Source organism: Flavobacterium sp. KS-LB2 (assembly GCF_036895565.1).
Lineage (GTDB): Bacteria > Bacteroidota > Bacteroidia > Flavobacteriales > Flavobacteriaceae > Flavobacterium.
Window position 1 is genome coordinate 2,343,695 of sequence record NZ_CP145904.1, and the last position, 22,617, is coordinate 2,366,311.

26 protein-coding genes are annotated in these 22,617 nt (G+C 34.7%); 11 read left to right on the forward strand and 15 right to left on the reverse strand.

Annotated features, from left to right (window positions below; genetic code table 11):
- Positions 1-59: 59 nt before the first annotated feature.
- A complete protein-coding gene (locus tag V5J73_RS09960) occupies positions 60-479 on the forward strand; it encodes a nucleoside-diphosphate kinase (protein WP_338645541.1) in 420 nt (139 codons plus the stop codon).
- 148 nt (positions 480-627) lie between these two features.
- Here the strand turns inward: V5J73_RS09960 and V5J73_RS09965 are convergent, their stop codons facing one another.
- Positions 628-924 (reverse strand): DUF721 domain-containing protein, encoded by a 297-nt coding sequence (locus V5J73_RS09965; RefSeq protein WP_073355171.1) that lies wholly within the window; start codon positions 922-924, stop codon positions 628-630.
- Positions 905-1,345 carry a hypothetical protein gene (locus tag V5J73_RS09970; RefSeq protein ID WP_338645543.1) on the reverse strand — a complete coding sequence of 147 codons (441 nt, stop codon included), beginning with the start codon at positions 1,343-1,345 and terminating at the stop codon, positions 905-907. Before V5J73_RS09970 ends, V5J73_RS09965 begins: the two co-directional genes overlap by 20 nt.
- 239 nt (positions 1,346-1,584) lie before the next feature.
- Here V5J73_RS09970 and V5J73_RS09975 point away from each other — a divergent pair, with 239 nt between their 5' ends.
- Positions 1,585-2,661 carry a serine hydrolase domain-containing protein gene (locus V5J73_RS09975; protein ID WP_338645545.1) on the forward strand — a complete coding sequence of 359 codons (1,077 nt, stop codon included), beginning with the start codon at positions 1,585-1,587 and terminating at the stop codon, positions 2,659-2,661.
- A 187-nt stretch (positions 2,662-2,848) separates the two neighbouring features.
- On the opposite strand, the gene ftsY is transcribed toward V5J73_RS09975, so the two are convergent.
- The 10 genes from ftsY to V5J73_RS10025 form a co-directional block, all read right to left on the reverse strand.
- Positions 2,849-3,802 (reverse strand): signal recognition particle-docking protein FtsY, encoded by a 954-nt coding sequence (gene ftsY / locus V5J73_RS09980; RefSeq protein WP_338645547.1) that lies wholly within the window; start codon positions 3,800-3,802, stop codon positions 2,849-2,851.
- Between the two features lie 128 nt (positions 3,803-3,930).
- On the reverse strand, positions 3,931-4,083 hold the full coding sequence (locus V5J73_RS09985) for a DUF4295 domain-containing protein (RefSeq protein ID WP_073370281.1): 153 nt from the start codon (positions 4,081-4,083) through the stop codon (positions 3,931-3,933).
- Positions 4,084-4,157: 74 nt separating this feature from the next.
- A complete protein-coding gene (gene rpmG / locus V5J73_RS09990) occupies positions 4,158-4,340 on the reverse strand; it encodes a 50S ribosomal protein L33 (RefSeq protein WP_017495179.1) in 183 nt (60 codons plus the stop codon).
- A gap of 27 nt (positions 4,341-4,367) precedes the next feature.
- A complete protein-coding gene (gene rpmB, locus V5J73_RS09995; protein ID WP_024980263.1) occupies positions 4,368-4,604 on the reverse strand; it encodes a 50S ribosomal protein L28 in 237 nt (78 codons plus the stop codon).
- 72 nt (positions 4,605-4,676) lie between these two features.
- Entirely contained in the window at positions 4,677-5,930 is a 1,254-nt protein-coding gene (locus V5J73_RS10000) for a CinA family nicotinamide mononucleotide deamidase-related protein (RefSeq protein ID WP_338645549.1), read from the reverse strand.
- Between the two features lie 166 nt (positions 5,931-6,096).
- Complete coding sequence (locus tag V5J73_RS10005; protein ID WP_099715939.1) at positions 6,097-6,441, reverse strand: Hpt domain-containing protein; 345 nt, start codon at positions 6,439-6,441, stop codon at positions 6,097-6,099.
- On the reverse strand, positions 6,441-7,052 hold the full coding sequence (locus V5J73_RS10010; protein WP_338645551.1) for a fumarylacetoacetate hydrolase family protein: 612 nt from the start codon (positions 7,050-7,052) through the stop codon (positions 6,441-6,443). Before V5J73_RS10010 ends, V5J73_RS10005 begins: the two co-directional genes overlap by 1 nt.
- A gap of 18 nt (positions 7,053-7,070) precedes the next feature.
- On the reverse strand, positions 7,071-7,847 hold the full coding sequence (locus V5J73_RS10015; RefSeq protein WP_099715941.1) for a 3'-5' exonuclease: 777 nt from the start codon (positions 7,845-7,847) through the stop codon (positions 7,071-7,073).
- 145 nt (positions 7,848-7,992) lie between these two features.
- Positions 7,993-9,306: a dihydrolipoamide acetyltransferase family protein gene (locus V5J73_RS10020; protein WP_338645553.1), complete on the reverse strand. Its 1,314-nt coding sequence runs from the start codon at positions 9,304-9,306 to the stop codon at positions 7,993-7,995.
- An 84-nt stretch (positions 9,307-9,390) separates the two neighbouring features.
- Positions 9,391-10,560 carry a glycosyltransferase family 2 protein gene (locus V5J73_RS10025; protein WP_338645555.1) on the reverse strand — a complete coding sequence of 390 codons (1,170 nt, stop codon included), beginning with the start codon at positions 10,558-10,560 and terminating at the stop codon, positions 9,391-9,393.
- Positions 10,561-10,847: 287 nt separating this feature from the next.
- Here V5J73_RS10025 and V5J73_RS10030 point away from each other — a divergent pair, with 287 nt between their 5' ends.
- The 3 genes from V5J73_RS10030 to V5J73_RS10040 all read left to right on the forward strand — a co-directional run bounded on the left by V5J73_RS10030 (position 10,848) and on the right by V5J73_RS10040 (position 14,756).
- Positions 10,848-11,816: a T9SS C-terminal target domain-containing protein gene (locus V5J73_RS10030; RefSeq protein ID WP_338645557.1), complete on the forward strand. Its 969-nt coding sequence runs from the start codon at positions 10,848-10,850 to the stop codon at positions 11,814-11,816.
- Positions 11,817-11,896: 80 nt separating this feature from the next.
- Entirely contained in the window at positions 11,897-13,759 is a 1,863-nt protein-coding gene (locus V5J73_RS10035) for an ABC-F family ATP-binding cassette domain-containing protein (protein WP_338645559.1), read from the forward strand.
- Positions 13,760-14,075: 316 nt separating this feature from the next.
- The gene (locus V5J73_RS10040; RefSeq protein WP_338645560.1) at positions 14,076-14,756 is read left to right on the forward strand and encodes a VOC family protein; all 681 of its coding nucleotides are present in this window, start codon (positions 14,076-14,078) and stop codon (positions 14,754-14,756) included.
- 103 nt (positions 14,757-14,859) lie between these two features.
- Here the strand turns inward: V5J73_RS10040 and V5J73_RS10045 are convergent, their stop codons facing one another.
- Positions 14,860-15,165, reverse strand: a complete 306-nt coding sequence (locus V5J73_RS10045; protein ID WP_338645562.1) for a hypothetical protein — start codon at positions 15,163-15,165, stop codon at positions 14,860-14,862.
- 312 nt (positions 15,166-15,477) lie between these two features.
- Entirely contained in the window at positions 15,478-17,025 is a 1,548-nt protein-coding gene (locus V5J73_RS10050) for an SDR family NAD(P)-dependent oxidoreductase (RefSeq protein WP_338645564.1), read from the reverse strand.
- Positions 17,026-17,239: 214 nt separating this feature from the next.
- Between V5J73_RS10050 and V5J73_RS10055 the strand changes: the two genes are divergently transcribed.
- Entirely contained in the window at positions 17,240-18,043 is an 804-nt protein-coding gene (locus V5J73_RS10055; RefSeq protein WP_338645566.1) for an O-methyltransferase, read from the forward strand.
- Between the two features lie 31 nt (positions 18,044-18,074).
- Positions 18,075-18,704, forward strand: coding sequence for a carbonic anhydrase (locus tag V5J73_RS10060; protein WP_338645567.1), 630 nt, complete (start codon positions 18,075-18,077; stop codon positions 18,702-18,704).
- Positions 18,705-18,844: 140 nt separating this feature from the next.
- Here the strand turns inward: V5J73_RS10060 and V5J73_RS10065 are convergent, their stop codons facing one another.
- Positions 18,845-19,510: a hypothetical protein gene (locus V5J73_RS10065; protein ID WP_338645568.1), complete on the reverse strand. Its 666-nt coding sequence runs from the start codon at positions 19,508-19,510 to the stop codon at positions 18,845-18,847.
- Positions 19,511-19,891: 381 nt separating this feature from the next.
- Between V5J73_RS10065 and V5J73_RS10070 the strand changes: the two genes are divergently transcribed.
- The 4 genes from V5J73_RS10070 to V5J73_RS10085 all read left to right on the forward strand — a co-directional run bounded on the left by V5J73_RS10070 (position 19,892) and on the right by V5J73_RS10085 (position 22,583).
- Positions 19,892-20,578 (forward strand): ABC transporter ATP-binding protein, encoded by a 687-nt coding sequence (locus tag V5J73_RS10070; RefSeq protein WP_338645570.1) that lies wholly within the window; start codon positions 19,892-19,894, stop codon positions 20,576-20,578.
- A 160-nt stretch (positions 20,579-20,738) separates the two neighbouring features.
- Positions 20,739-21,596 carry an ATP-grasp domain-containing protein gene (locus V5J73_RS10075; protein WP_338645571.1) on the forward strand — a complete coding sequence of 286 codons (858 nt, stop codon included), beginning with the start codon at positions 20,739-20,741 and terminating at the stop codon, positions 21,594-21,596.
- Between the two features lie 32 nt (positions 21,597-21,628).
- A complete protein-coding gene (locus V5J73_RS10080) occupies positions 21,629-22,198 on the forward strand; it encodes a cob(I)yrinic acid a,c-diamide adenosyltransferase (protein WP_338645573.1) in 570 nt (189 codons plus the stop codon).
- A gap of 163 nt (positions 22,199-22,361) precedes the next feature.
- Positions 22,362-22,583: a DUF2795 domain-containing protein gene (locus V5J73_RS10085; protein WP_007138072.1), complete on the forward strand. Its 222-nt coding sequence runs from the start codon at positions 22,362-22,364 to the stop codon at positions 22,581-22,583.
- The last annotated feature ends 34 nt before the right edge of the window (positions 22,584-22,617 follow it).

Consider the following 22,617-nt stretch of genomic DNA (forward strand, 5'->3'; position numbering starts at 1 on the left):
ATTTGTAAAAATAATCAATAAAAAAATACTATTTTTGCACAAAATTTAAAAAACAAAAGATGGCTACTAATAGAACATTTACAATGATTAAGCCTGATGCTGTTGCTAACGGACACATCGGAAACATACTTGCAATGATTACAAATGCAGGTTTCAAAATCGTTTCTTTGAAATTAACACAATTAACTGTTGCTGATGCTCAAGCTTTTTACGAAGTTCACGCTGCAAGACCTTTCTACGGTGAATTAGTTGAATTCATGTCAAGAGGACCAATTGTTGCTGCTATTTTAGAAAAAGACAATGCAGTTGAAGATTTCAGAACTTTAATTGGAGCTACAAATCCTGCTGAAGCTGCTGATGGAACTATCCGTAAAGCATACGCAACTTCTATTGGAGAAAATGCAGTTCACGGTTCTGATAGCGATGAAAATGCAGCTATCGAAGGTGCGTTCCATTTTGCTGGAAGAGAGCAATTCTAGTATTCAGTGTTCACTTTTTAGTGTTCAGTCAGATATTATACTGAAAACAAAAAAATAGAAAATCCCGTTTCAAAATTGAAACGGGATTTTTTTATGAACCTGAAAACCGAAACTGATCACTAAAAACTGAATACTGAACACTTCTTCATTATCTCAAAACCACATCCTTCACTACATCTCGTCGTAGTTCCTCATTGATCATAGCCACAATTTTAGACTTTCCGTGGCTTAATTCCTCACGTAAAACAGACGAAGTCAACTCAACATACAACGTACTTCCTTTCAAAACCACATTATTGGTATAACTGTTCACGCCATTACCCATTAGGTTTTTCCACGCATCTTTCACGTCAATTTGATCCATTCCGGGTTGCAGTTTATTCACTTGGATTATTTGTTTCAAAACATCCCCTATCGTACTCTGATTATTTAGTCGTTTTGCCATCGCCCAGTAAATTTATTGATGTTGCTTTCTTGTAATGATATTCCATTTTTTCCTTGTTCAATAATACTAATTCTTCCGCTGACACAGCAATCAACTCCTCACTCCACTTCATGTAAGGTGTAGAATAGTCTAAAAAAACTTTGTCATCCGCAAATCGAACCGTTACGTTTTCATACGTATCATTCACTAAAAAAGTTCCGTCTAATTGCGGCATCACTTTCTTCCGAATCCCTTTATTATTTTTTATTTCAAAATAATCATACACTTCATTCATCCCATATTCTTTATCCTTTATGGAATCAAAAACAACCTTCTCCACTTCCCAATATCCATTTATTTTCGAAATGTCTTCTGGCTTTACCTTTTGCTGACAAGCAACAAAAAGGAATACTAAAAATAGAATGCTAACTGTTTTTTTCATAATACTAATTATTTTTAGGAGCTGTTTCCTGCTTTTCGCTGCAATCTTTTTATCCGCTGAAAAAGCGGCTAAAAAGGATTTACGCTGCAATCAGGGCTAGGGAATTTGAGTTAAATCACGTTTTTTCTAATTACAAAGTTACTCTTATTAAATTCAAAGAAAACAAAAATAGTTCAAACACATTAAACTATTTTCTATATTTTTGGTGGTAAAGGAATTAGAAATAAATCAGTACCAAGATGTCAAAAATAATCTATAGTCTCCTCATTGTATTATTTTGTAGTAGCTGCAGCTCCGACACTGCTGAACCAACTCCCATTCCCACTCCTTTAGAAACACTCTATTTCCCGCCTTTAACTGGTACCACTTGGGAAACAAAATCCATTGCAAGTTTAGGTTGGAAACAATCCGCTGTGCAACCGCTATTGGATTATTTAGAACTCAAAAATTCTAAATCTTTTATCATTCTTGTTAACGGAAGAATCGTAATGGAAAATTATTTCAATGGTCATGACGCTAACGCTTTTTGGTATTGGGCAAGTGCCGGAAAAACACTGACCTCAACTGTAACAGGAATTGCACAACAAGAAAACCTTTTAAACATAAACAATAAAGTTTCGCAATACATAGGAACCGGTTGGACGAGTTTGCCTTTAGCCAAAGAAAATTTAATAACAAACAAACATCTACTCAATATGACTTCTGGATTAGACGATAGCACAGATGATGTTGATCCAACAAGCCTTACATACAAAGCTGATGCAGGAACGCGTTGGGCGTATCACAATGTATATGTGAAATTACAGGATGCCATTGCGCAAGCCAGCGGTCAAACTTGGAATTCCTATTTCAATACCAGATTAAAAGATAAAATAGGAATGGATGGCGCTTGGTTTCAGTTAGGCAACAATTCAGTTTATGGAAGTAATTCGCGTTCTATGGCGCGTTTTGGACTTTTAATTTACAACAAAGGAAAATGGGAAAGCAATACAATAGTGAATGAGAACTATATAAACGAAGCTACAAACACTTCACAAAATATAAATCTGGGATACGGCTATTTATGGTGGTTGAATGGAAAATCAAGTTACCATTTGCCACAAAGTCAACTCCAGTTCAACGGTAGTTTAATACCTACAGCACCAGCTGATATGTACATGGCCTTAGGCAAAAACGATCAAAAAATTTATATTATTCCAAGCAAAAAAATGGTCGTTATCCGAATGGGCGATGTTGCAAATCCAGATAATCCAACTTTCGCTTTATCCGATTTTGATGCAGTTTTGTGGCAAAAAATCAGTGCATTATATCAATAAATCTACTTGGTTTTCAGACGTCTCATAAAACCTAAAACAAAGAAAACCAAACCTATTATCAACAAGAAATAATAAAAGCCAAGGCTTTTATCTCGAATAACATTTGCCAATACAAAAGAAATGATACTCACTAAATAAAGATACATCGGCGGTGTATTTTTTAAAGACGAAAAATCCATTCTAATTATTATTTAAAAAAACTATCTACAAATTCATACTTATTAAAAACCTGAAGATCCTCAATTCCTTCTCCAACACCAATATATTTTACTGGAATTTTAAATTGATCTGAGATTCCTATTACAACCCCACCTTTAGCAGTTCCGTCTAGTTTAGTAACAGCTAAACAAGTCACCTCAGTAGCGGCTGTAAATTGTTTTGCTTGTTCAAAAGCATTCTGACCGGTTGAGCCGTCCAAAACTAATAACACGTCATGTGGCGCATCAACAACGACTTTTTGCATCACTCGTTTTACTTTGGTCAATTCGTTCATCAAGTTAATCTTATTATGCAATCGTCCAGCAGTATCAATAATAACGATATCCGCATTTTGAGCAACAGCAGATTGTAAGGTATCAAACGCTACCGAAGCAGGATCACTACCCATCTCTTGACGCACAATAGGAATCCCTACTCGATCTGCCCAAATTTGTAATTGATCAATAGCTGCGGCACGAAAAGTATCGGCAGCACCTAAAACTACGTTGTATCCTTGCTTTTTAAACTGATACGCTAACTTCCCAATAGTAGTGGTTTTTCCAACACCGTTTACTCCAACGACCATTAGAACATAAGGTTTCGTTTGTATTGGAATTACAAATTCAGTAGCTTCTCCAGTATTTGTCTCTGATAATAAAGCTGCAATCTCTTCTCTAAGAATTCCATTGAGTTCCTCTATACCAAGGTATTTATCTGATGCAACACGGCTTTCGATTCTGGTAATTATTTTTAATGTAGTATTCACACCAACATCTGAGGCCACAAGGATTTCCTCTAAATTATCTAAAACTTCATCATCTACTTTTGACTTTCCGGCTACCGCTTTAGTTAGCTTCGAAAAGAAATTTGTTTTTGATTTTTCAAGACCTTTGTCTAATGTCTCTTTTTTCTCTGATGAAAATATTCTTTTAAAAAAACTCATTGTATAAATAGTATTAAGAATGAAGTATTTAAGCCCAAAGAACCAATACGTTTTTCTAACTGTAAATATAGAAAATAAAAAAGCTACTTCCGAATGAAAGTAGCTTTTCTATATAATGTGAATGTCAATTATTTCTTTTTCAAGAATTCATCAACAGCTTCAGGAGCCATAATAGATTCTACGAATGTATATGCACCTGTTTTTGGAGATTTCACCATTTTGATGGCTTTTGATAATCTCTTAGAAGATGTTTGTAACGATGCTACGGTTTTCTTTGCCATGATTCAAATGTTATTTAAATTTAAATAAAACCTCTAAATGTTACCATTTAAGATTTTATCAAAATCTCTAATTATTACTTAATTTCTTTGTGAACAGTTACACGTTTCAAGATTGGATTAAATTTTTTAATCTCTAATCTGTCTGGTGTATTTTTTTTGTTCTTTGTTGTTATGTATCTTGAAGTTCCTGCAACACCCGAAGTCTTGTGCTCAGTACATTCTAAAATTACCTGGATTCTATTACCTTTCTTTGCCATCTTGCTATTTTTTTATTTTGGAATAGATTATTTAATAAATCCTTCTGACTGCGCTTTTTTCAAAACTGCAGCGATTCCATTTTTATTAATTGTTTTTATCGTAGATGCAGCTACTCTTAGAGTAATCCATCTATCTTCTTCTGGAAGATAAAAACGCTTTTTAACTAAGTTTACAGAAAATTTTCTCTTAGTTTTGTTCATAGCGTGAGAAACGTTATTTCCTACCATCGCTCTTTTACCTGTAAGGTCACAAACTCTTGACATTATACTTATCTTTTATCGTTATTCAAAATCAGGGTGCAAAGAAAAGAAAAATAAACCTATTAAGCAACAAATTTATTGCACATTTTTTAAAATTTCTTTCTGTAATAGTTCTAAACTTTTAATTACAGCTCTATCTATCACTTTTTCACGTGGTTGACCAAAATTAAATTCTTCAACAATTACTTCGGTTGGTGTTGCCAATGCGATGAAAACTGATCCAACTTCGGCATTTGAATCTCCTTTTGAAGGTCCAGCGTTACCAGTTGTTGCAATTGCGTAATCTGTTTTCATCATGCTTTTTACATTCAAAGCCATTGCGGAAACCACCTCTTTACTTACCACCGAATTTTCGTCTATAAGACTTTTCGGCACTCCTAAAACATTAATTTTTACTTCAGTTCCGTACGAAACTACACTACCCTTAAAATAGCCCGAAGCTCCTGATACAGATGTTAAAACTGCTGCTATCTTTCCTCCGGTACAACTCTCGGCAGTGGAAATAGTTTTATTTTGCTTTATAAGCATTTTTCCTACTACAACCTCTAAAGTTTCGTCATCATCAAAACCAACGATAATATCATGGATTATAGCATTCAGCGAGTTTACATTTTCCTCGAGAGCCACTTCTAATTTTTCTTTATCTGTGCCACGCGCCGAAAGACGCAAACGAACTCTTCCTGGCGCAGGCAAATAAGCCAACCTAATAAATTCCGGAAGATTATTTTCCCAATTCTCTATGCGTTCTGCCACAAGACTTTCGCCTTGTCCATAAGTCAGAATTGTTTTATGAATAATATAAGGACGTTTGTATTCCCGAATTACTTTTGGAATAATTTCATTTTCTACCAAATATTTCATTTCATAAGGAACTCCCGGAAGCGAAATAAAAACGGTATCTTCCTTCTTCATCCACATTCCTGGCGCTGTACCCACCTGATTGTGAAGAACCGTACATTTTGACGGAACCAACGCTTGATCTTTATTGATTTGCGATGCCGTTCTATTCATCACACGCTCTATAAGCTCAATTACGTGCTTTTCGACCGCTTTATCAACCACTAATTCATCTTCAAAATAATCGCAGAATGTTTTCTTGGTAATATCATCTTTTGTTGGCCCTAAACCACCGGTTATAATAACCAAATCAACTTTATTTTGAAGCGATGCAAACGTATCTAAAATGTGCTTTTTATCATCACTAATCGAAATCATTTCCTTGATTTCAACACCAATCTTATCTAATGATTTGGCTATAAAACCCGAATTGGTATCGACAATTTGACCTATTAAAATTTCGTCACCAATGGTAACTATGGTTGCTTTCATTTTTTACAACGTTTATGTTAGTGCGATTGCACTAAAAACTATATTTCGGAACTTAGCTTATGTAAATATTCACGCGTGAGGGATAGCAGTGAAATCCTCCCGGTTTTTTTACCGGAGTTTGTAACGGATAGCCCGACCCGCTTTTCCAGCGGGTCACGCCCCAATATTACAAATCGAAATCTTTCTTGATTTCTTTGATAGCATCATTAACTTGGTTTTTGACACTTTTAAAAGTTTCTTTGATGTCTTTCTTTTTACCTTCGGCTTTGGTCCAGGCTTCGATTTGAAGAATCTCCTCAAAAGCCACGTTCAACCCCATTAAATCAAGCGTAGGTTTTATCTTGTGCGCATAAGCATAAGCGTGCTTATGGTCTTTCTTTTTTATTCCTTCTTTGATTTGTACTAAATCATCTGGAACTTCGGTAACAAACAATGTCAAAATTTCATTTACAAATTCTGCATCGTTGTCTGAAAGTGCGTACACTTTTGAAAGGTTGTAGTTTATAGCCATTATTTTACTTGTATTCTAAAGAGTTGTTGTCCTTCTAAAAATCCTTCCAAAACGTCATCTGGCTTTACAGCAGCTACTCCTTCTGGAGTTCCTGTAAAAATAATATCTCCAATTTTTAAGGTAAAAAACTGAGAAACGTGTGAAATTAGTTCGTCAATTTTCCACAACATATGACTGGAATTACCCTTTTGTACCGTTTTATTGTTGTTGGTTAATTCAAAAGTAATATTTTCTAATGAACTAAATTGATTTTTTGGTAAAAATTCACCTATAACTGCCGAGCCGTCAAATGCTTTTGCTTTTTCCCAAGGCAAGCCTTTTGCTTTTAATTTCGCCTGTAAATCGCGTGCCGTAAAGTCAATTCCAACACTAATTTCGTCATAATATTTATGCGCAAACTTAGGCTCGATGTATTTACCAACTTTATTTATTTTGACAATAATCTCAATCTCGTGATGAATATCCTCCGAAAATTCCGGAATCACAAATGGATGCTGCTTTAACAAAACGGCCGAATCCGGCTTCATAAAAACAACAGGCTCTGTTGGTCTTTCGTTCTGTAATTCTTCTATATGATTGGTGTAATTTCTACCAATGCAGATTATTTTCATTTCTTATTGATTCAAAAATTAGCTTAATTTATTATTCAGTTTTCGAAGTTTGATTGCCGTTAAAACTTTCTTGGTATACAACGGAAAATCCGCATTTTGTATCCAACTGAAATAACCGGGTTCTGTTTCCAGAATTTTATCCACTTTCACTCCTTTGTGCTTTCCAAAAGTAAAAATCTCTTCATCATCCTTATCAAAAGCAATCATACCAGCAAAATCAGCAATTTTCTTTCTTGTGGTAAATTCCGATAGTGATTTCATATCGTTTTCCAGTTCCGGATAACGATCCAGTTGCGCTTTTAAAATTTCGTAAGTCGCCATCGTATCTGCTTCTGCAGAATGCGCATTTTCTAGCGTTTTCCCACAATAAAACTTATGTGCCGCACTTAACGTTCGCTCTTCCATTTTATGGAAAACGGTTTGTACATCCACCGAAACTCTATTTTTCATATCAAAATCAACTCCGGCTCGCAACATTTCTTCTGCCAATAACGGAATGTCAAAACGATCTGAATTAAATCCAGCCAAATCACTGTCTTTAATCATATTGTACACTTGCGCCGCTAATTCATTAAAAGTAGGCTCATTAGCTACTTTTTCATCGGTGATGCCATGAACAGCTGTTGTTTGTGGTGGAATTGGAATCGTTGGATTTACCAGCCAAGTTTTGCTTTCTTTGTTTCCGTTTGGGAAAACTTTGAATATTGAGATTTCTACAATTCTATCTTTTCCGATATCAATTCCTGTGGTTTCAAGATCGAAAAAGCAAATTGGTTTATTGAGTTTGAGTTCCATTTTTAAATTTTGTGTGGATACAAATATAGAAATTTGGGTTTAATTTCGTTTAAAGTTCAACGTTTAAAGTTCTCGAAAACCTCAAAAAAAGAAAACCCGATTAATTTTTAAAAATCAATCGGGTTTTTAATGTAATTATATATGCTTAAACATCTCTGTTTACATCAAAAGCTTCTAAGTATTCCGCAACTCGTTTTACAAAACTACCTCCCAACGCTCCATCAACTACTCTATGATCGTAGCTGTGAGATAAGAACATTTTTTGACGAATTCCAATAAAATCACCTTCTGGAGTTTCAATTACCGCTGGCATTTTACGGATTGCTCCAAGAGCTAAAATCCCCACTTGTGGTTGATTGATAATCGGCGTACCAAAAACACTTCCAAAAGTTCCCACATTAGTAACCGTATAGGTTCCGCCTTGCGTATCGTCTGGTTTTAGTTTCCCCATTTTAGCACGGTTTCCTAAATCGTTTACCGCTTTTGCCATACCAACCAAATTTAGTTGATCTGCATTTTTAATTACAGGAACAATTAAATTTCCGTTTGGTAGTGCAGCAGCCATTCCAAGGTTGATGTTTTTCTTTTTGATAATGAAATCCCCATCTACCGAAATATTCATTCCAGGGAAATCTTTCAGCGCTTTAGCAACCGCTTCCATGAAAATAGGTGTGTACGTCAATTTTTCACCTTCTCTTTTTTCGAAAGTAACTTTATTTTTCTCTCTCCATTTTACAATATTGGTAACATCGACTTCAATAAATGATTGAACGTGAGCCGATGTTTGCACAGAAGCCACCATGTATCCAGAAATCAGCTTACGCATTCTATCCATTTCTATGATTTCATCACCACCACTTACTGATACTGGAGCTGCTTTTTGAGCTACTGGAACTGGAACTGCTTTTTGAACTGCCGCAACAGGAGCCGAAACTGCTGGTTGACTTGTTCTATTTTTTACATAATCTAAAATATCGTTTTTAGTAACTCTTCCTTCTTTTCCTGTTCCTGCAATCGATGCTAATTCAGCAACAGAAACACCTTCTTCTTTGGCAATATTTTTCACCAAAGGCGATAAGAATTTCTCCGAATCAGAAAAATCAGTCATGCCCGAAGCATTAGGAGCAACGCTTTCTTTAACAGCGTCCATTGTTTCTTCGATAACAGCAACTTCAACTGGAGCAACAGCTCCTTGAACCGTTTCTGCAACAGCATCGCCATCCGTTTCAATAATTGCTATGGTCTGACCTACTTGAACTAAATCATCTTTCCCGAACAGTTGTTCCACTAAAACCCCAGAAACCTCGCTTGGTACTTCACTGTCTACTTTATCTGTAGCAATTTCGAGTACCGCTTCATCGGCTTCAATTTTGTCTCCAACTTGTTTCAACCAATTTGTAATGGTCGCTTCTGCAACGCTTTCTCCCATTTTTGGGAGCTTTAATTCAAATCTTGCCATATTGTTAACCTAAAAGGTGATTTTGATTTTCAGTTTGCGAAATTACTAAATATTTCAAATATAAATTACATTAAATGTAATTTTTTACTCTATTTTTATAATCTCACCTCTCTCGTTACTATTGTTACTTCCTATTAAAAAATTAGCTTTTTTTGGTATAATTTTAAAGGTAAACGTTTTATTTCTTGAAGATTCGAGAATTGCGATACAGTCTTTATAAGAAATGAATTCGTTATCTAAAATAACTTCCCTGTTTTGTTTACTTTTAACAGAAGACGAAATTACCATTTTTTCTGTTTTCAAATCGTGAAACACTACTTTTTTTTGCAAGACTAAACGGAGTTTGTCTATTAATTTCTCATTAGCCGAATACAACAGATAAGTTTTTGAAATTATTTCAAGCCTTATTTTTCGGGTTGATTTTCCTTGAAACATTTTTATAAAAGAGAAAAACACGATTCCTGCTTTCATAAAAATTGAAAACACCAATGGTACGTTGAAATGCTTTTTATAAAAAAAATTCATCGCTTCCTGAAACCGCTTCATATACGTTTCGTCCTTAATAGTGCTTTCTCCTTTATAATGTATCACTGTGGTTTCATGGAAATAATAATTCGACTTTCCTTTTTGCAAAATCCGATATGACAAATCAATATCGTCAGAATACATAAAACAATCTTCATCAAATCCGCCCACTTCAAGATATAAATCCCTTTTCAGGAACATAAAAGCACCCACGAGAATGTCTACTTTTCCCGTTTGGTTTTCGTTTAAATGTTGCGCGTAATATTTTCCGAATGTTCCAGAAAATAATTTGTACAAACCTGTAATTTTGGTAAAAGCAACCCAAGGTGTAGGAACTCCTCGTTTACTTTCGGGTAAAAAATTTCCAGCTCCATCAATGAGTTTACATCCCACGATTCCTAAATCTGATTGTTGTTGGACGAAAGTCAATACTTTTACGAAAGTATCTTCAGCAACAACGGTATCCGGATTGAGGATACAAATGTATTCTCCTTTGGCTTGGGTTACGCCACTATTATTACCTTTTGGAAAACCTACATTTTCGTTGTTTCGAATAAGTTTTACGTTTGGAAAACGTTGCTCCATCATCGCACAACTGTCATCAGAAGAATTGTTATCAATTACAATTATTTCTCCTTCAATGTTTTCCAAAGCATTTTGAACACTTAAAACACATTGTTCCAGAAAATAGCGAACGTTGTAATTGAGAATGATAACAGATAGTTGCATTTTTCAAAGATATATTTTAAGATGCAAAGACACAAAGGTTCAAAATTAAAAAATAAGTATCTCCATTAGCCACGATTATTTCACTAAACTTATTTTCATGGAAGTCTAGTAAACTTCGTTTGTGTTCAAAATACTTTGAGAAAATCCAAAGAAAAGCTCAATAGAAATCGCGACCTTAATCGGCAAATAAGCTTAAGATAAATGCTTCAGAACCATTTAAATTCTAATTTTTAAGCTAAGAATTCAGTACTTTTGTGGGCAAATCTAGAATCCCAAGAAACAATTCATTGAAAAAAATATTCTTATTCATCCTCTTGTTTACCATTTGTACTTCGCAAGCACAAGTTTCGGGTTGTACCGATCCGCTTTCTAAAAACTACAATCCTGCCGCAACAGTCAATGACGGGAGTTGTGCGTATGTTTCGGTAAAAATAAAACCAAAATATTCAGTTAAACTGAATGCACTTTTGAAAGAAACGTCCAGCTTAATACAAAGCGATTCTCTGTTTTGGACAAGTAACGACAATACAGATACTGTTCTTTATGGCATGAATGAAAAAGGAGCCATTCAAAGTAAAATCCAACTCAAAAATGTTACCAATACCGACTGGGAGGATATTTCGCAAGACAGTGATTATTTTTATATTGGAGATTTCGGGAATAATTTCACTGGAAATCGGAAAGATCTAAAGATTTTAAGAATTGAAAAAAAATCGCTCAACACAGAGATCCAAAAAATTGACACACTCTCCTTTTCCTATTCCAATCAAAAGGATTTTAAGACCAATAAAGCGAATGCAACCAATTTTGATTGCGAGGCATTTATTGTTTCGGGAGAAAATATTTTCTTGTTTACCAAACAATGGAAAGAGAAAAAAACCAGCGTATATCAGATTCCTAAGATTCCAGGCAAGCATGTAGCTCAACTAAAAGAATCCTATAATGTAAAGGGATTGATTACCTCAGCAACTCATTTTCCTGAAAAAAAATTGCTTGTTCTTGCTGGCTACAACAGGTTTTTATCGCCATTTATGTATCTGTTTTACGATTATCACGGCTCTGATTTCTTTTCTGGGAATAAAAGAAAAATCAAAATTGCACTACCCTTTCATCAAATTGAAGGCATTAGTACCCAAGATGGGCTTCATTTTTATGTAACCAATGAAAATTTCACTCGAAAACCAATTATTACTATCCCTCAAAAGTTGCATCAATTTGATTTAAGTGCGTTTTTATCAAATTATGTGAAACAATAAATGGCATAGAAAACTCAGAATCCACTAAACTATTGGCAAATGGTTATTTAATAGTTTACTTTTGCAAAAAATTTAGTCCTGTGAATTACCTTTCTGTAGAAAATATCTCGAAATCTTTTGGTGAACGTACCTTGTTTAAAGACATCTCGTTCGGAATTAATAAAGATCAAAAAATTGCTTTCATTGCCAAAAACGGTTCTGGAAAAACGACTATGATGAGTATCATTAACGGTTTAGAAGAATCAGATACCGGACAAGTCGTTTTGAGAAAAGGCATCAAAATGGCTTTCCTTTCGCAAAATAACAACTTGCAAGACGAGTTGACCATTGAAGAAAGCATTTTCGCTTCAGATAATGAGACGTTGAAAGTAATCGAAGCCTACGAAAAAGCGCTAGAAAATCCTGAAGATGAAGAAGCCTACCAAAAAGCTTTTGACGGAATGGATCAGCACAATGCGTGGGATTTTGAGACACAATACAAGCAGATTTTGTTCAAACTGAAGTTGGAAAATTTCAAATTGAAAGTCAAAAATCTTTCGGGTGGGCAGAAAAAAAGGTTATCGCTAGCTATCATTTTGATTAATCGTCCTGATTTATTAATTCTGGATGAACCTACGAATCACTTGGATTTAGAGATGATTGAATGGTTGGAAAGCTATTTTGCCAAAGAAAATATTACGTTGTTTATGGTGACGCACGACCGTTTCTTCTTGGAGCGTGTGTGTAATGAAATCATTGAGCTGGACAACGGAAAATTATACCAATACAAAGGAAATTACTCTTATTATTTAGAGAAAAAAGAAGAACGCATTGCCTCCGAGAATTCGAGTGTGGATAAAGCGCAGAATCTTTTTGTGAAAGAATTAGAGTGGATGCGCCGCCAACCAAAAGCGAGAACTACTAAGTCTAAATCACGTCAGGATGATTTTTATGAAATCAAGGAAAAAGCACAAAGTCGCCGTCGTGAAAATAAAGTAGAGCTTGAAATTAACATGGAGCGAATGGGAAGCAAGATTATTGAGCTTCACAAAATTTCCAAAAAATTCAAGGATCATGTCATCATGGATAATTTCAGTTTTGATTTTCAACGTGGGGAACGCATTGGGATTATTGGAAAAAACGGAACAGGAAAATCGACTTTCTTGAATTTATTGACCGGGACCTTGCCACTTGACGGTGGAAAAGTAGTCATTGGTGAAACGATAAAAGTAGGATACTATACACAAAGCGGAATCAACCCAAAACCGGGTCAGCGTGTAATTGATGTGATTAAGGAATACGGAGAATTCATTCCGTTGATGAAAGGGAAATTGATATCGGCATCACAATTATTAGAGCGATTCTTGTTTGATGCTAAAAAACAATATGATTTTGTAGACAGATTAAGCGGTGGTGAATTAAAACGTTTGTATTTGTGTACGGTTTTGATTCAGAATCCAAACTTCTTGATTCTGGATGAGCCAACGAATGATTTGGATATTGTAACACTGAATGTTCTAGAAAGCTTCCTTTTGGATTATCCGGGTTGTCTTTTAGTAGTATCTCACGATAGATATTTCATGGATAAAATTGTAGATCACTTATTCATTTTTAGAGGTGATGGTGTGGTCGAAGATTTCCCTGGAAACTATTCTGATTTTAGAGCCTATGAAGACAGTACTGATGTAGCGCAAAAAGAGGAAAACAAAGCCGAAAAGAAAGACTGGAAACAAAACAACCCAACTGGAAACTTGACTTTCAACGAGCAAAAAGAATATCAAAAACTAGAACGTGAAATCAAGGACTTAGAACTTCAGAAAGTAGCTATTGAGCAATTATTTGCAGATGGAAAAGTAGAAGAAAGCAATGTTTTGGCCAAAGCCAAAGAACTGGAAAACATCAATAATAAAATTGAAGATAAAGAAGAACGCTGGTTTGAGCTGAGCACGAAGATAGAAGGATAGAATTAGTTCAGGTTTCAGGTACAATTTGCCATGACTTTCATAAATGCTATTTAATTTATAAACCCACATCGGAATTTAGATTTTGTTGTGGGTTACTTTTTGATATCTACCTTGATAATTGTAAAAAACACTCCCCTACAACAAACTTTTTTTATAATTCCTAACACTATTTGTATATATTTGAGAAAAGTAAAAGAACTAGTCGTATAGTGATAGACTAGCAAATATTTCATAAAAGACTCAACAATATACCACTTTTAGAATCATACAAAGTTATTAAAATCAAGGTAATCCGTCAAGTGTAAATTAATATAAAATGAATCAAAAAATTGCTCAAATTTCAATTGTAGTTGACGATTATGACAAAGCTATTGAATTCTATACCACAAAACTTAACTTTATTGTGCTGGAAGACACAGTTATTGATGAAACAAAGCGCTGGGTAAAAATAGCACCTAACAAACAATCTGAATTTAGTTTATTAGTAGCAAAAGCGGCAAACGAAACACAGAAAACAAGAATTGGAAATCAAACCGGCGGAAGAGTTTTTCTGTTCCTAAATACTGATAATTTTGAAGCAGATTATAAAAATTTAATTAAAAAAAAGATAAAAATAGTACGAGAACCAAAAATTGAATCTTATGGTAAAGTTCTTGTATTTGAAGATTGTTTTGGGAATTTATGGGATTTAATAGAGCCTAATAAAGAGAAAAATGATAACTTCTACTCTACTGCTATTTTGAAAGTACTGGAGAAAGATAACATTGAAAAAACAAAGAAAGAACTAAAAAAATTGCAAAAACACACCAAAAATGAAATTGGAAATCTTTTGTTTGAAATTCAACAATCAAATGAAGATGCATCTGAATTTATAATTTGGGAATGTTTCGAAAATGAAACCGCTTTTAAGTCACATCTTACTTCAACTTATTTAATTGACTTTTTAAAATTAAATTTAGTCGAATTTGTAAAAGGATATACTGCCACAAAAATATAATTCGCTACTCTAACTAGATAAAAGCACTAGACTAACAAAAAACCACAACAAAATCTATTTCTGTTGTGGTTTTTTTTTTACAAGCATAGCTACTGCAATAACTTTATGCCATAAACAAAGTCTTCTTGTGGTAGTTGTATAAATTCGATGTGTAAATTGGAAATTTAGCCCCTATTTTTTCAGAAGAGACATCAAATTTAATTCCGTTATGTTTGCGAAACAAGTACACTTCTTTTAAACAATTAGACAAACTCTTATGAATAAATGATCTGAAAGTAGGTAACTTCTTGTCACCTACCAATAAATCAATTTGAAAATTCGAACTTGTTTTCGATATGTTATTTCCGATAATTTTTATAGTAAATCTTGTCGGAATTCCGTTTTGTTCCCCTTGATACTCTATTACCATAGTATTTTAAATTAAATGTGATTCGATTGAATAATGTCTCTTGATGCTATTTTAATAAATTCTTCATTAAAGATACTAAAAAAAAGAAAACCGCATAATAGCAGTCTTAAATTTAGTAAATAATAACAAAACTAATTCATAAATAAATTCAAATCACATTTCAAACTCTAAATATTTCAATAAATTATAGTTAGCAGCATTCCACAATCAGCAGCAGTTGCCCTTAAAGAAGAAACCACAACAAAATTGAATTCTGCTGTGGTTATTTTATATTATACCTTTTTAATTTTGATTTCTGAGTTTAGGTCGCTTTTACCAAGGAATCGGGTTGTAATCTTTCAAGAATTTTCCGCACCAGTGTTTTCCTGTATTTATTCCGTCAAACAACGGATCCATAACACGTGCCGCACCGTCTACAATATCTAATGGCGGCTGAAAATCCTCTTCTACCTGTTTTCTTTTGGCTAATTCGGCAGGATCTTCGTCAGTTACCCAACCAGTATCTACGGCGTTCATAAAAATTCCGGCTTTCGCCAAAGTCCCAGAGGAAGTATGAGTTAACATATTCAAAGCGGCTTTGGCCATATTGGTATGTGGATGGCGGTCTTCTTTGAAAAAACGATGAAATTTCCCTTCCATTGCCGAAACATTAATAATATGTTTTTTTCCAGTATTGTCTTTCTTCATCACTTCACTAAGACGGTTGCACAATACAAATGGTGCCACTGAATTAACCAACTGGACTTCGATCATTTCCGTGGTTTCTATTTGTCCCAAACGCAAACGCCAGCTATTGGTTTTTCTTAAATCCACTTGCTGTAAATCGGCATCGAGTTCTCCTTCTGGGAAAACTTCGTTAGCCACAAGTGCATTATCAAACGAATACGGAATCTGAGATAATTTGGCGGAAGCCCGCAAACCAATTCCTGGTTCTGGCCCATGCCAAGTCACCGGCATATTTTGATTGGAAGAAGCCCCAGATGTCAATACCTTTAATTCATCCAAGCAATTGGTATGATCCAGTAATAACTCCTGTACTTGTTGGGACAAAGAAGCGATAGAACGATCCTCGTTTTCCATCAAATGGGTGTAGAATCCTGCAGGACGTCGCACCGTTTGCGCCGCATTATTGATTAGAATATCCAATCGCTTGTATTTTTGTTCGATAAAATTGCAGAAAATTTCCACACTAGGAATGTGCCTTAAATCCAAGCCGTGTATTTTCAAGCGATGTCCCCACTCCATAAAATCGTCTTCCTTTGAAAATCGCAAAGCCGAATCCACCGGAAACCGAGTAGTTGCAATAACAGTAGCTCCACCACGCAACAGCATTAGGGTAATGTGATAGCCTATTTTTAATCTAGAACCAGTAATAACAGCTACTTGTCCTTTTACATCTGCGGTTTGAAAACGTTTGGCATAATTAAAATCGCCACAATCCGTACACATCGTGTCATAAAAGTGGTGCATTTTAGTAAACTCGGTTTTACAAACGTAACAATTTCGTGGAGTTTCCAGCTCCAATTGTTCTTTTTGGGCAAGATCATTGTAAGCCAATAATTTTGGCGCTACAAAAACACTTGCCTCGCGAGCATATCGGATTCCTGTTTCTTTTCGGGCGGTTCTATCTTGCTTTTCTTTTTTTCGTTTAGCAACTAATTTGCCATCCTTTTTACGTCGAGAAAGCTCGTCACGGTCTGGTCTGGAGAACATTCCGGCCGCTTTTATTAAAGCCGTTCGTTGCTCTTTTGGAATGTCAAAAATTTGGTCGGTATCAGAATTTAATTGCGCTAAAATGGCAATACATCTGTCAATTTCTTCCGAACTTATCTCCGCTTTATTTTGTATTTGTTCAATCATCATCGTAAAAAATGGGTATTATTCTTGGTAGAATTCCAAGGGCGCAAATATAGCCTTTTTAAAGTCGTAAAGTTTCAAAGGCAAAATGCTATTTCACAGAGACACTCAAAGCAAATGCAGAGCCTTACAAAGTTTATTTTTTGTTTTTCAAATTTTAAAAAATCTCCGTGTATCTTTGTGTTTTTACTTTGCGAACCTTTGCGTAATAATGACTATGTTATTTCAAATCCAATCCTATCTTAAATTCCTTTGGCACTCAAAAAATGAGCATGCGGTACATTCTCCGTTTGTCTTTAGTTTGTTGACTAAATGTTGTTATGATAAAACATTCAAACCCGAATATAGCATCTTAAAAGAGTATAGAAATGGACTTTTAGCAAACAATAATACGATTGAAGTAACGGACTTTGGGGCGGGTTCTAAAGTTTTCAAATCCAATACAAGAGTAATTGCTAAAATTGCCCAAACGGCCGGAATTTCAGCAAAACGTGCCGAATTATTATATAGAATTACTCGTTATTTTCAACCTAACTCTATTTTAGAAATTGGAACTTCATTAGGATTAGCGACTGCTGCACTTGCCATAGGCTCCCGAAGTGCCGGGATAAAAGCAAAAATCACAACGCTGGAAGGCTGTCCTGAAACAGCAAAAATTGCTCAATTACATTTGCAAAAATTCAATTTCAACAATGTAGAATCTATTGTAACAACGTTTAGTTCTTATTTAGAGAAATGGAATTCATCACTGAATACTGCAACTGAACACTTTTCCTTAATTTACTTCGATGGAAATCATTCCAAAAAAGCAACACTAGACTATTTTGAATTATTACTCCCTACGATAACTAACGAAAGTGTTTGGATATTTGATGACATTCATTGGTCTCCAGAAATGGAAATAGCTTGGGAAATCATTAAAACCCATCCAAAAGTAACCGTCACTATTGATACGTTTCAATGGGGATTGGTCTTTTTTAGACGCGAACAACCCAAAGAACATTTCGTCATTAGGATATAGATTTGTATTTTTGAATCATAAATAAAACCTCATGGATATCAAACAAATTTTCGAGAATAATCGCAATTGGATCACTAAAAAACTTCAAAGCGATACCAATTATTTTGACAAATTAGGAAAAGGGCAATCTCCTGAATTCCTATATATTGGTTGTTCAGATAGCAGAGTTTCTGCCGAAGAGCTTATGGGCTTAGAGCCTGGTGATGTTTTTGTGCATCGCAATATCGCGAATATGGTTCCCAATACAGACCTAAATTCCATGTCAGTCATTAATTATGCTGTAACGAGCTTAAAAGTAAATCATATCGTAGTTTGCGGTCATTATGGTTGCGGAGGTGTATTTGCAGCCATGCAACAAGCTGATTTAGGAATACTGAATCCTTGGTTAAGAAACATTCGAGATGTATATAGAATTCATATAAAAGAACTAGATTCCATAACCGATGAAGGTGAAAAATACAAAAGACTCGTTGAACTGAATGTACAGGAACAATGCATTAATGTCATTAAAACTGCCGAAGTACAAAGAGCAAACAGACAACGAAATCTAAAAGTTTACGGTTGGGTTTTTGACATTCATACTGGAAAATTGATTGATTTAAATATTGATTTTGATACAATATTAAAAGACATTACAAAGATTTACAAAATTTCAGAATAACTCGCCTTTTTGGAATAAAAAAAAAGCCGTCTGACAACTCCTAAAACAAACATAAGACTATTTACTGTCTCTGTTTAATAAAAAAATGACAGCCATTACTGACTGTCATTTCTAATTTTAAACTAATAATTCCTTTTTCTTTATTCTTTAGCTTTTTTCATTTCTCCTGATTTTGCTCCCATTCTATTTAAAGTATACATAGGTGCAAATTTCAATTTTAAACCAGCAATTTTTCTGTTATCCTCGCCTGAAAGCCCTTCTTTTTCAACAGTATTTTTTCTGCTGTCTAGTGCTTCGTACATTAATTTAACTTCATCCCAATCTTCACGAGAATAAGCATCTTTATTCGTTTCTACAGTACTTACAAATTGTTGATAAACCCCTAGAATATTGTCTTTGTTTACCCAAGTAAAACTCATATCATCCCCTATTTTTCCTTCACCAAACAAAGCATTTCTTAGTTGTTGTTTTGGATTAGCAGCCATAGCTTTTTCTTGCATTTCAGCTTCATACTTAGCTTTCAAGGCTTCATATTTAGCAGTTGCTGCATCAAGACGTTCTTGTGCTTCTGCATTATCTTTGATGTTTGCCAAAGCTGCTTGAGCATCTCCACTTCTTAATTGATAAGTTGCTTCAATACCTTGCCAGTTTGCTTTAGCATCTTCTGACGCAACATTTCCTAATGAATCCACATACATTACATAAGTGTCAACTGTTTTTTCTGCTTGCACAGCTTTTTCATCTTTACATGAAGTAAACCCTAAAGCGATTACCGCTATTCCTAAAACCATTTTTGAACTTTTCATAACTACTTGATTTGATTAATATTATTTGTGTAAATTTAGGAAACAATATTCAATTCGTAATTATAATCCAAAAATCATATAAATAATACATATAATTATGAAATAAAAAGAAATAAAGTGTGAATTATATAAATTAACACTTAAATAGTATAAATAACTTTTGACTTATTCTATGTACTAAAAATTGTATTTTAAAAGAAATTCACAAAATTCGCAATTACCTGATTTTAAAAAAGTTAGTTTGAATTGAAAATTAGACATTAAAATGTAACAAATTTTAAAAAACAACTACTTATTAATAATTCAAAAGTCTTTTGTACTTTTAAAATCAAATTTAATAGCAACCTGCGCGCTGTCGAAGGTCAAAAATCATATATTCTAATGGCAAACCCGCTAATCAAAATAACCAATATCAAACGAGACTTTGTACTTGGAAACGAAATCGTTTATGTTCTTAAAGGCATTAATTTAGAAATAAACAAAGGAGAATATGTAGCATTAATGGGACCTTCTGGATCTGGAAAATCAACTTTAATGAATTTATTGGGTTGCTTAGACACGCCTACTTCAGGAAGTTATATTCTGAACGGAAAAGATGTCAGCCAGATGAAAGATGATGAATTAGCCGAAATTCGAAATAAAGAAATAGGTTTCGTTTTCCAAACGTTCAACCTTTTACCTAGAACTACCGCTTTAGACAACGTGGCTTTACCCATGATTTATGCAGGTTTTTCAAAATCAGAAAGAAAAGTTCGAGCTACCGAAGTACTCGAACAAGTAAATCTTGCTGACAGAATGGACCACCAGCCCAACCAACTTTCGGGAGGACAACGCCAGCGTGTAGCCATTGCCCGTGCTTTGGTCAACAAACCATCCATTATTCTTGCTGATGAACCTACAGGAAATCTAGACAGTAAAACCTCTTTAGAAATCATGAAACTTTTTGGAGACATCCATGCCAATGGAAACACTGTAATTCTAGTAACGCACGAGGAAGAAATCGCCGCTTACGCCAATCGCGTCATTCGTTTGCGTGACGGACTCATAGAAAGCGACACTTCTAAATAGTTTTTTTTAGGAGCTTATCCGGCTATTCGCTACAATCTTTTATAAAAGCTTTCAGCCCTCAAAAGGCTATAGGCTTTTATAAAAGGATTTCCACTTCTATCCGGGCTAGGGAACCCAAATTACGATTGCGTTTAAAATTCCAAATAATACTTATCAAAAAATGAAAATCGCCATCCTTACCTGCGAAAAACTTCCTAATTTAAATCCCGAAGATCAAAATATAATTCCTGAATTAGCCAAACACAACATCGAGGCCAAGGCTGTAATTTGGGACGATAAAACCATCACTTGGACCGACTTTGATTACCTGATTTTTCGCAATACTTGGGATTATTTCGAGAAAGAAACCGAGTTTAAAATTTGGCTCGACCAAATAGAAAAACTGGGAATCAAAACGCTCAATCCTATTGAAGTAATCAAGCAAAACATCCATAAGTTTTACTTGCGCGATCTAGAAAAACAAGGAATCACAATTTTACCAACCGTTTTTATTGACAAAACAGATACTCTTAATCTTGCAGAACTGATTCCTTCGCATTGGAAAAAAGCGGTTATAAAACCCGCATTTTCAGCTGGTTCCTATCTCACCGAAGTTTTTGAAGTTTCCGAAATTCAAGCAATAAGCGAAAAATATAAAAGTATAGCCCTAGAGAAAGAGTTGCTTTTACAGGAATTCATGCCCGAGATTCAAACATTGGGTGAAACTTCCTTTATCTTTTTCAATAAACAATTCTCTCATGCGGTAAATAAAAAACCTGTTGATGGTGATTTTAGAGTACAATCCCTTTTTGGAGGAAAATACAATTTGGTTCAACCCAGTCAGGAACTAATTGATAAAGCGCAAAAAATCGCGGACACCTTCCCAGAGAATTTACTGTATGCCAGAGTAGACGGAATACTAATTGAGGACGAACTCTATTTAATGGAAATTGAATGCATTGAACCCGATTTATATTTCAATCTTAGTGAAAACGCACTAGAACGATTTGTTTCGGCAATAGTGGAATTAATAGCCTAAATTTGTTTTTTTTTTAATCAAATAAACCGTAGATGAAAGTATATACAAAGACTGGAGATAAAGGAACAACAGCCCTTTTTGGTGGAACCAGAGTCCCAAAAGACCATGCCCGAATTGAAAGTTACGGAACCGTTGACGAATTGAACTCTCATATTGGTCTGATTCGCGATCAAGAAATCAATGCGCATTATAAAGAAATCCTAATCGAGATTCAAGATCGTCTCTTTACAGTGGGAGCTATATTAGCGACACCGCCAGAAAAAGAAGTGAAGAAAAATGGCGAATTGCGTTTGAAAAACTTGGGTATTATCGAGTCTGATATAGAATTATTGGAAAATGAAATTGATGCTATGGAAGAAGCATTACCGCCAATGACTCATTTTGTACTTCCAGGCGGACATACTACTGTGTCATATTGTCATATTGCACGTTGCGTTTGTCGCAGGGCAGAGCGTTTAGCTGTCCATTTAAGCCATAATGAACCCGTTGCTGAAATCGCAATCAAGTACTTAAACCGACTTTCTGACTACCTTTTTGTGTTGGCACGAAAGTTGTCTCATGATTTGAATGCTGCGGAGGTTCAATGGATTCCGAGGAAGTAGTATTCAGTTTGCAGTATTCAGTATTCAGTACGAAAACTTTAAACTTTAAACCTGAAACTTTAAACTAAATAAAACGTTCTTAACTTTAACTAAAAATAAATCATTTTTTACTTGTCTTTTTCAGTAAAAAATTTATTTTTGCACAAAACTAAATCGACAACAGATGTATTGGACATTAGAATTAGCATCTTATTTAAGTGATGCACCGTGGCCTGCTAACAAAGACGAACTTATTGACTACGCTATTAGAGCAGGAGCTCCATTAGAAGTAGTAGAAAACCTTCAATCTATAGAGGATGAAGGCGAGATATATGAATCAATGGAAGAAATTTGGCCAGATTATCCTACAGACGAAGATTATCTTTGGAATGAGGATGAATATTAAAAAGTAAACCAAGAAAAAGTCTCAAAAGAGGCTT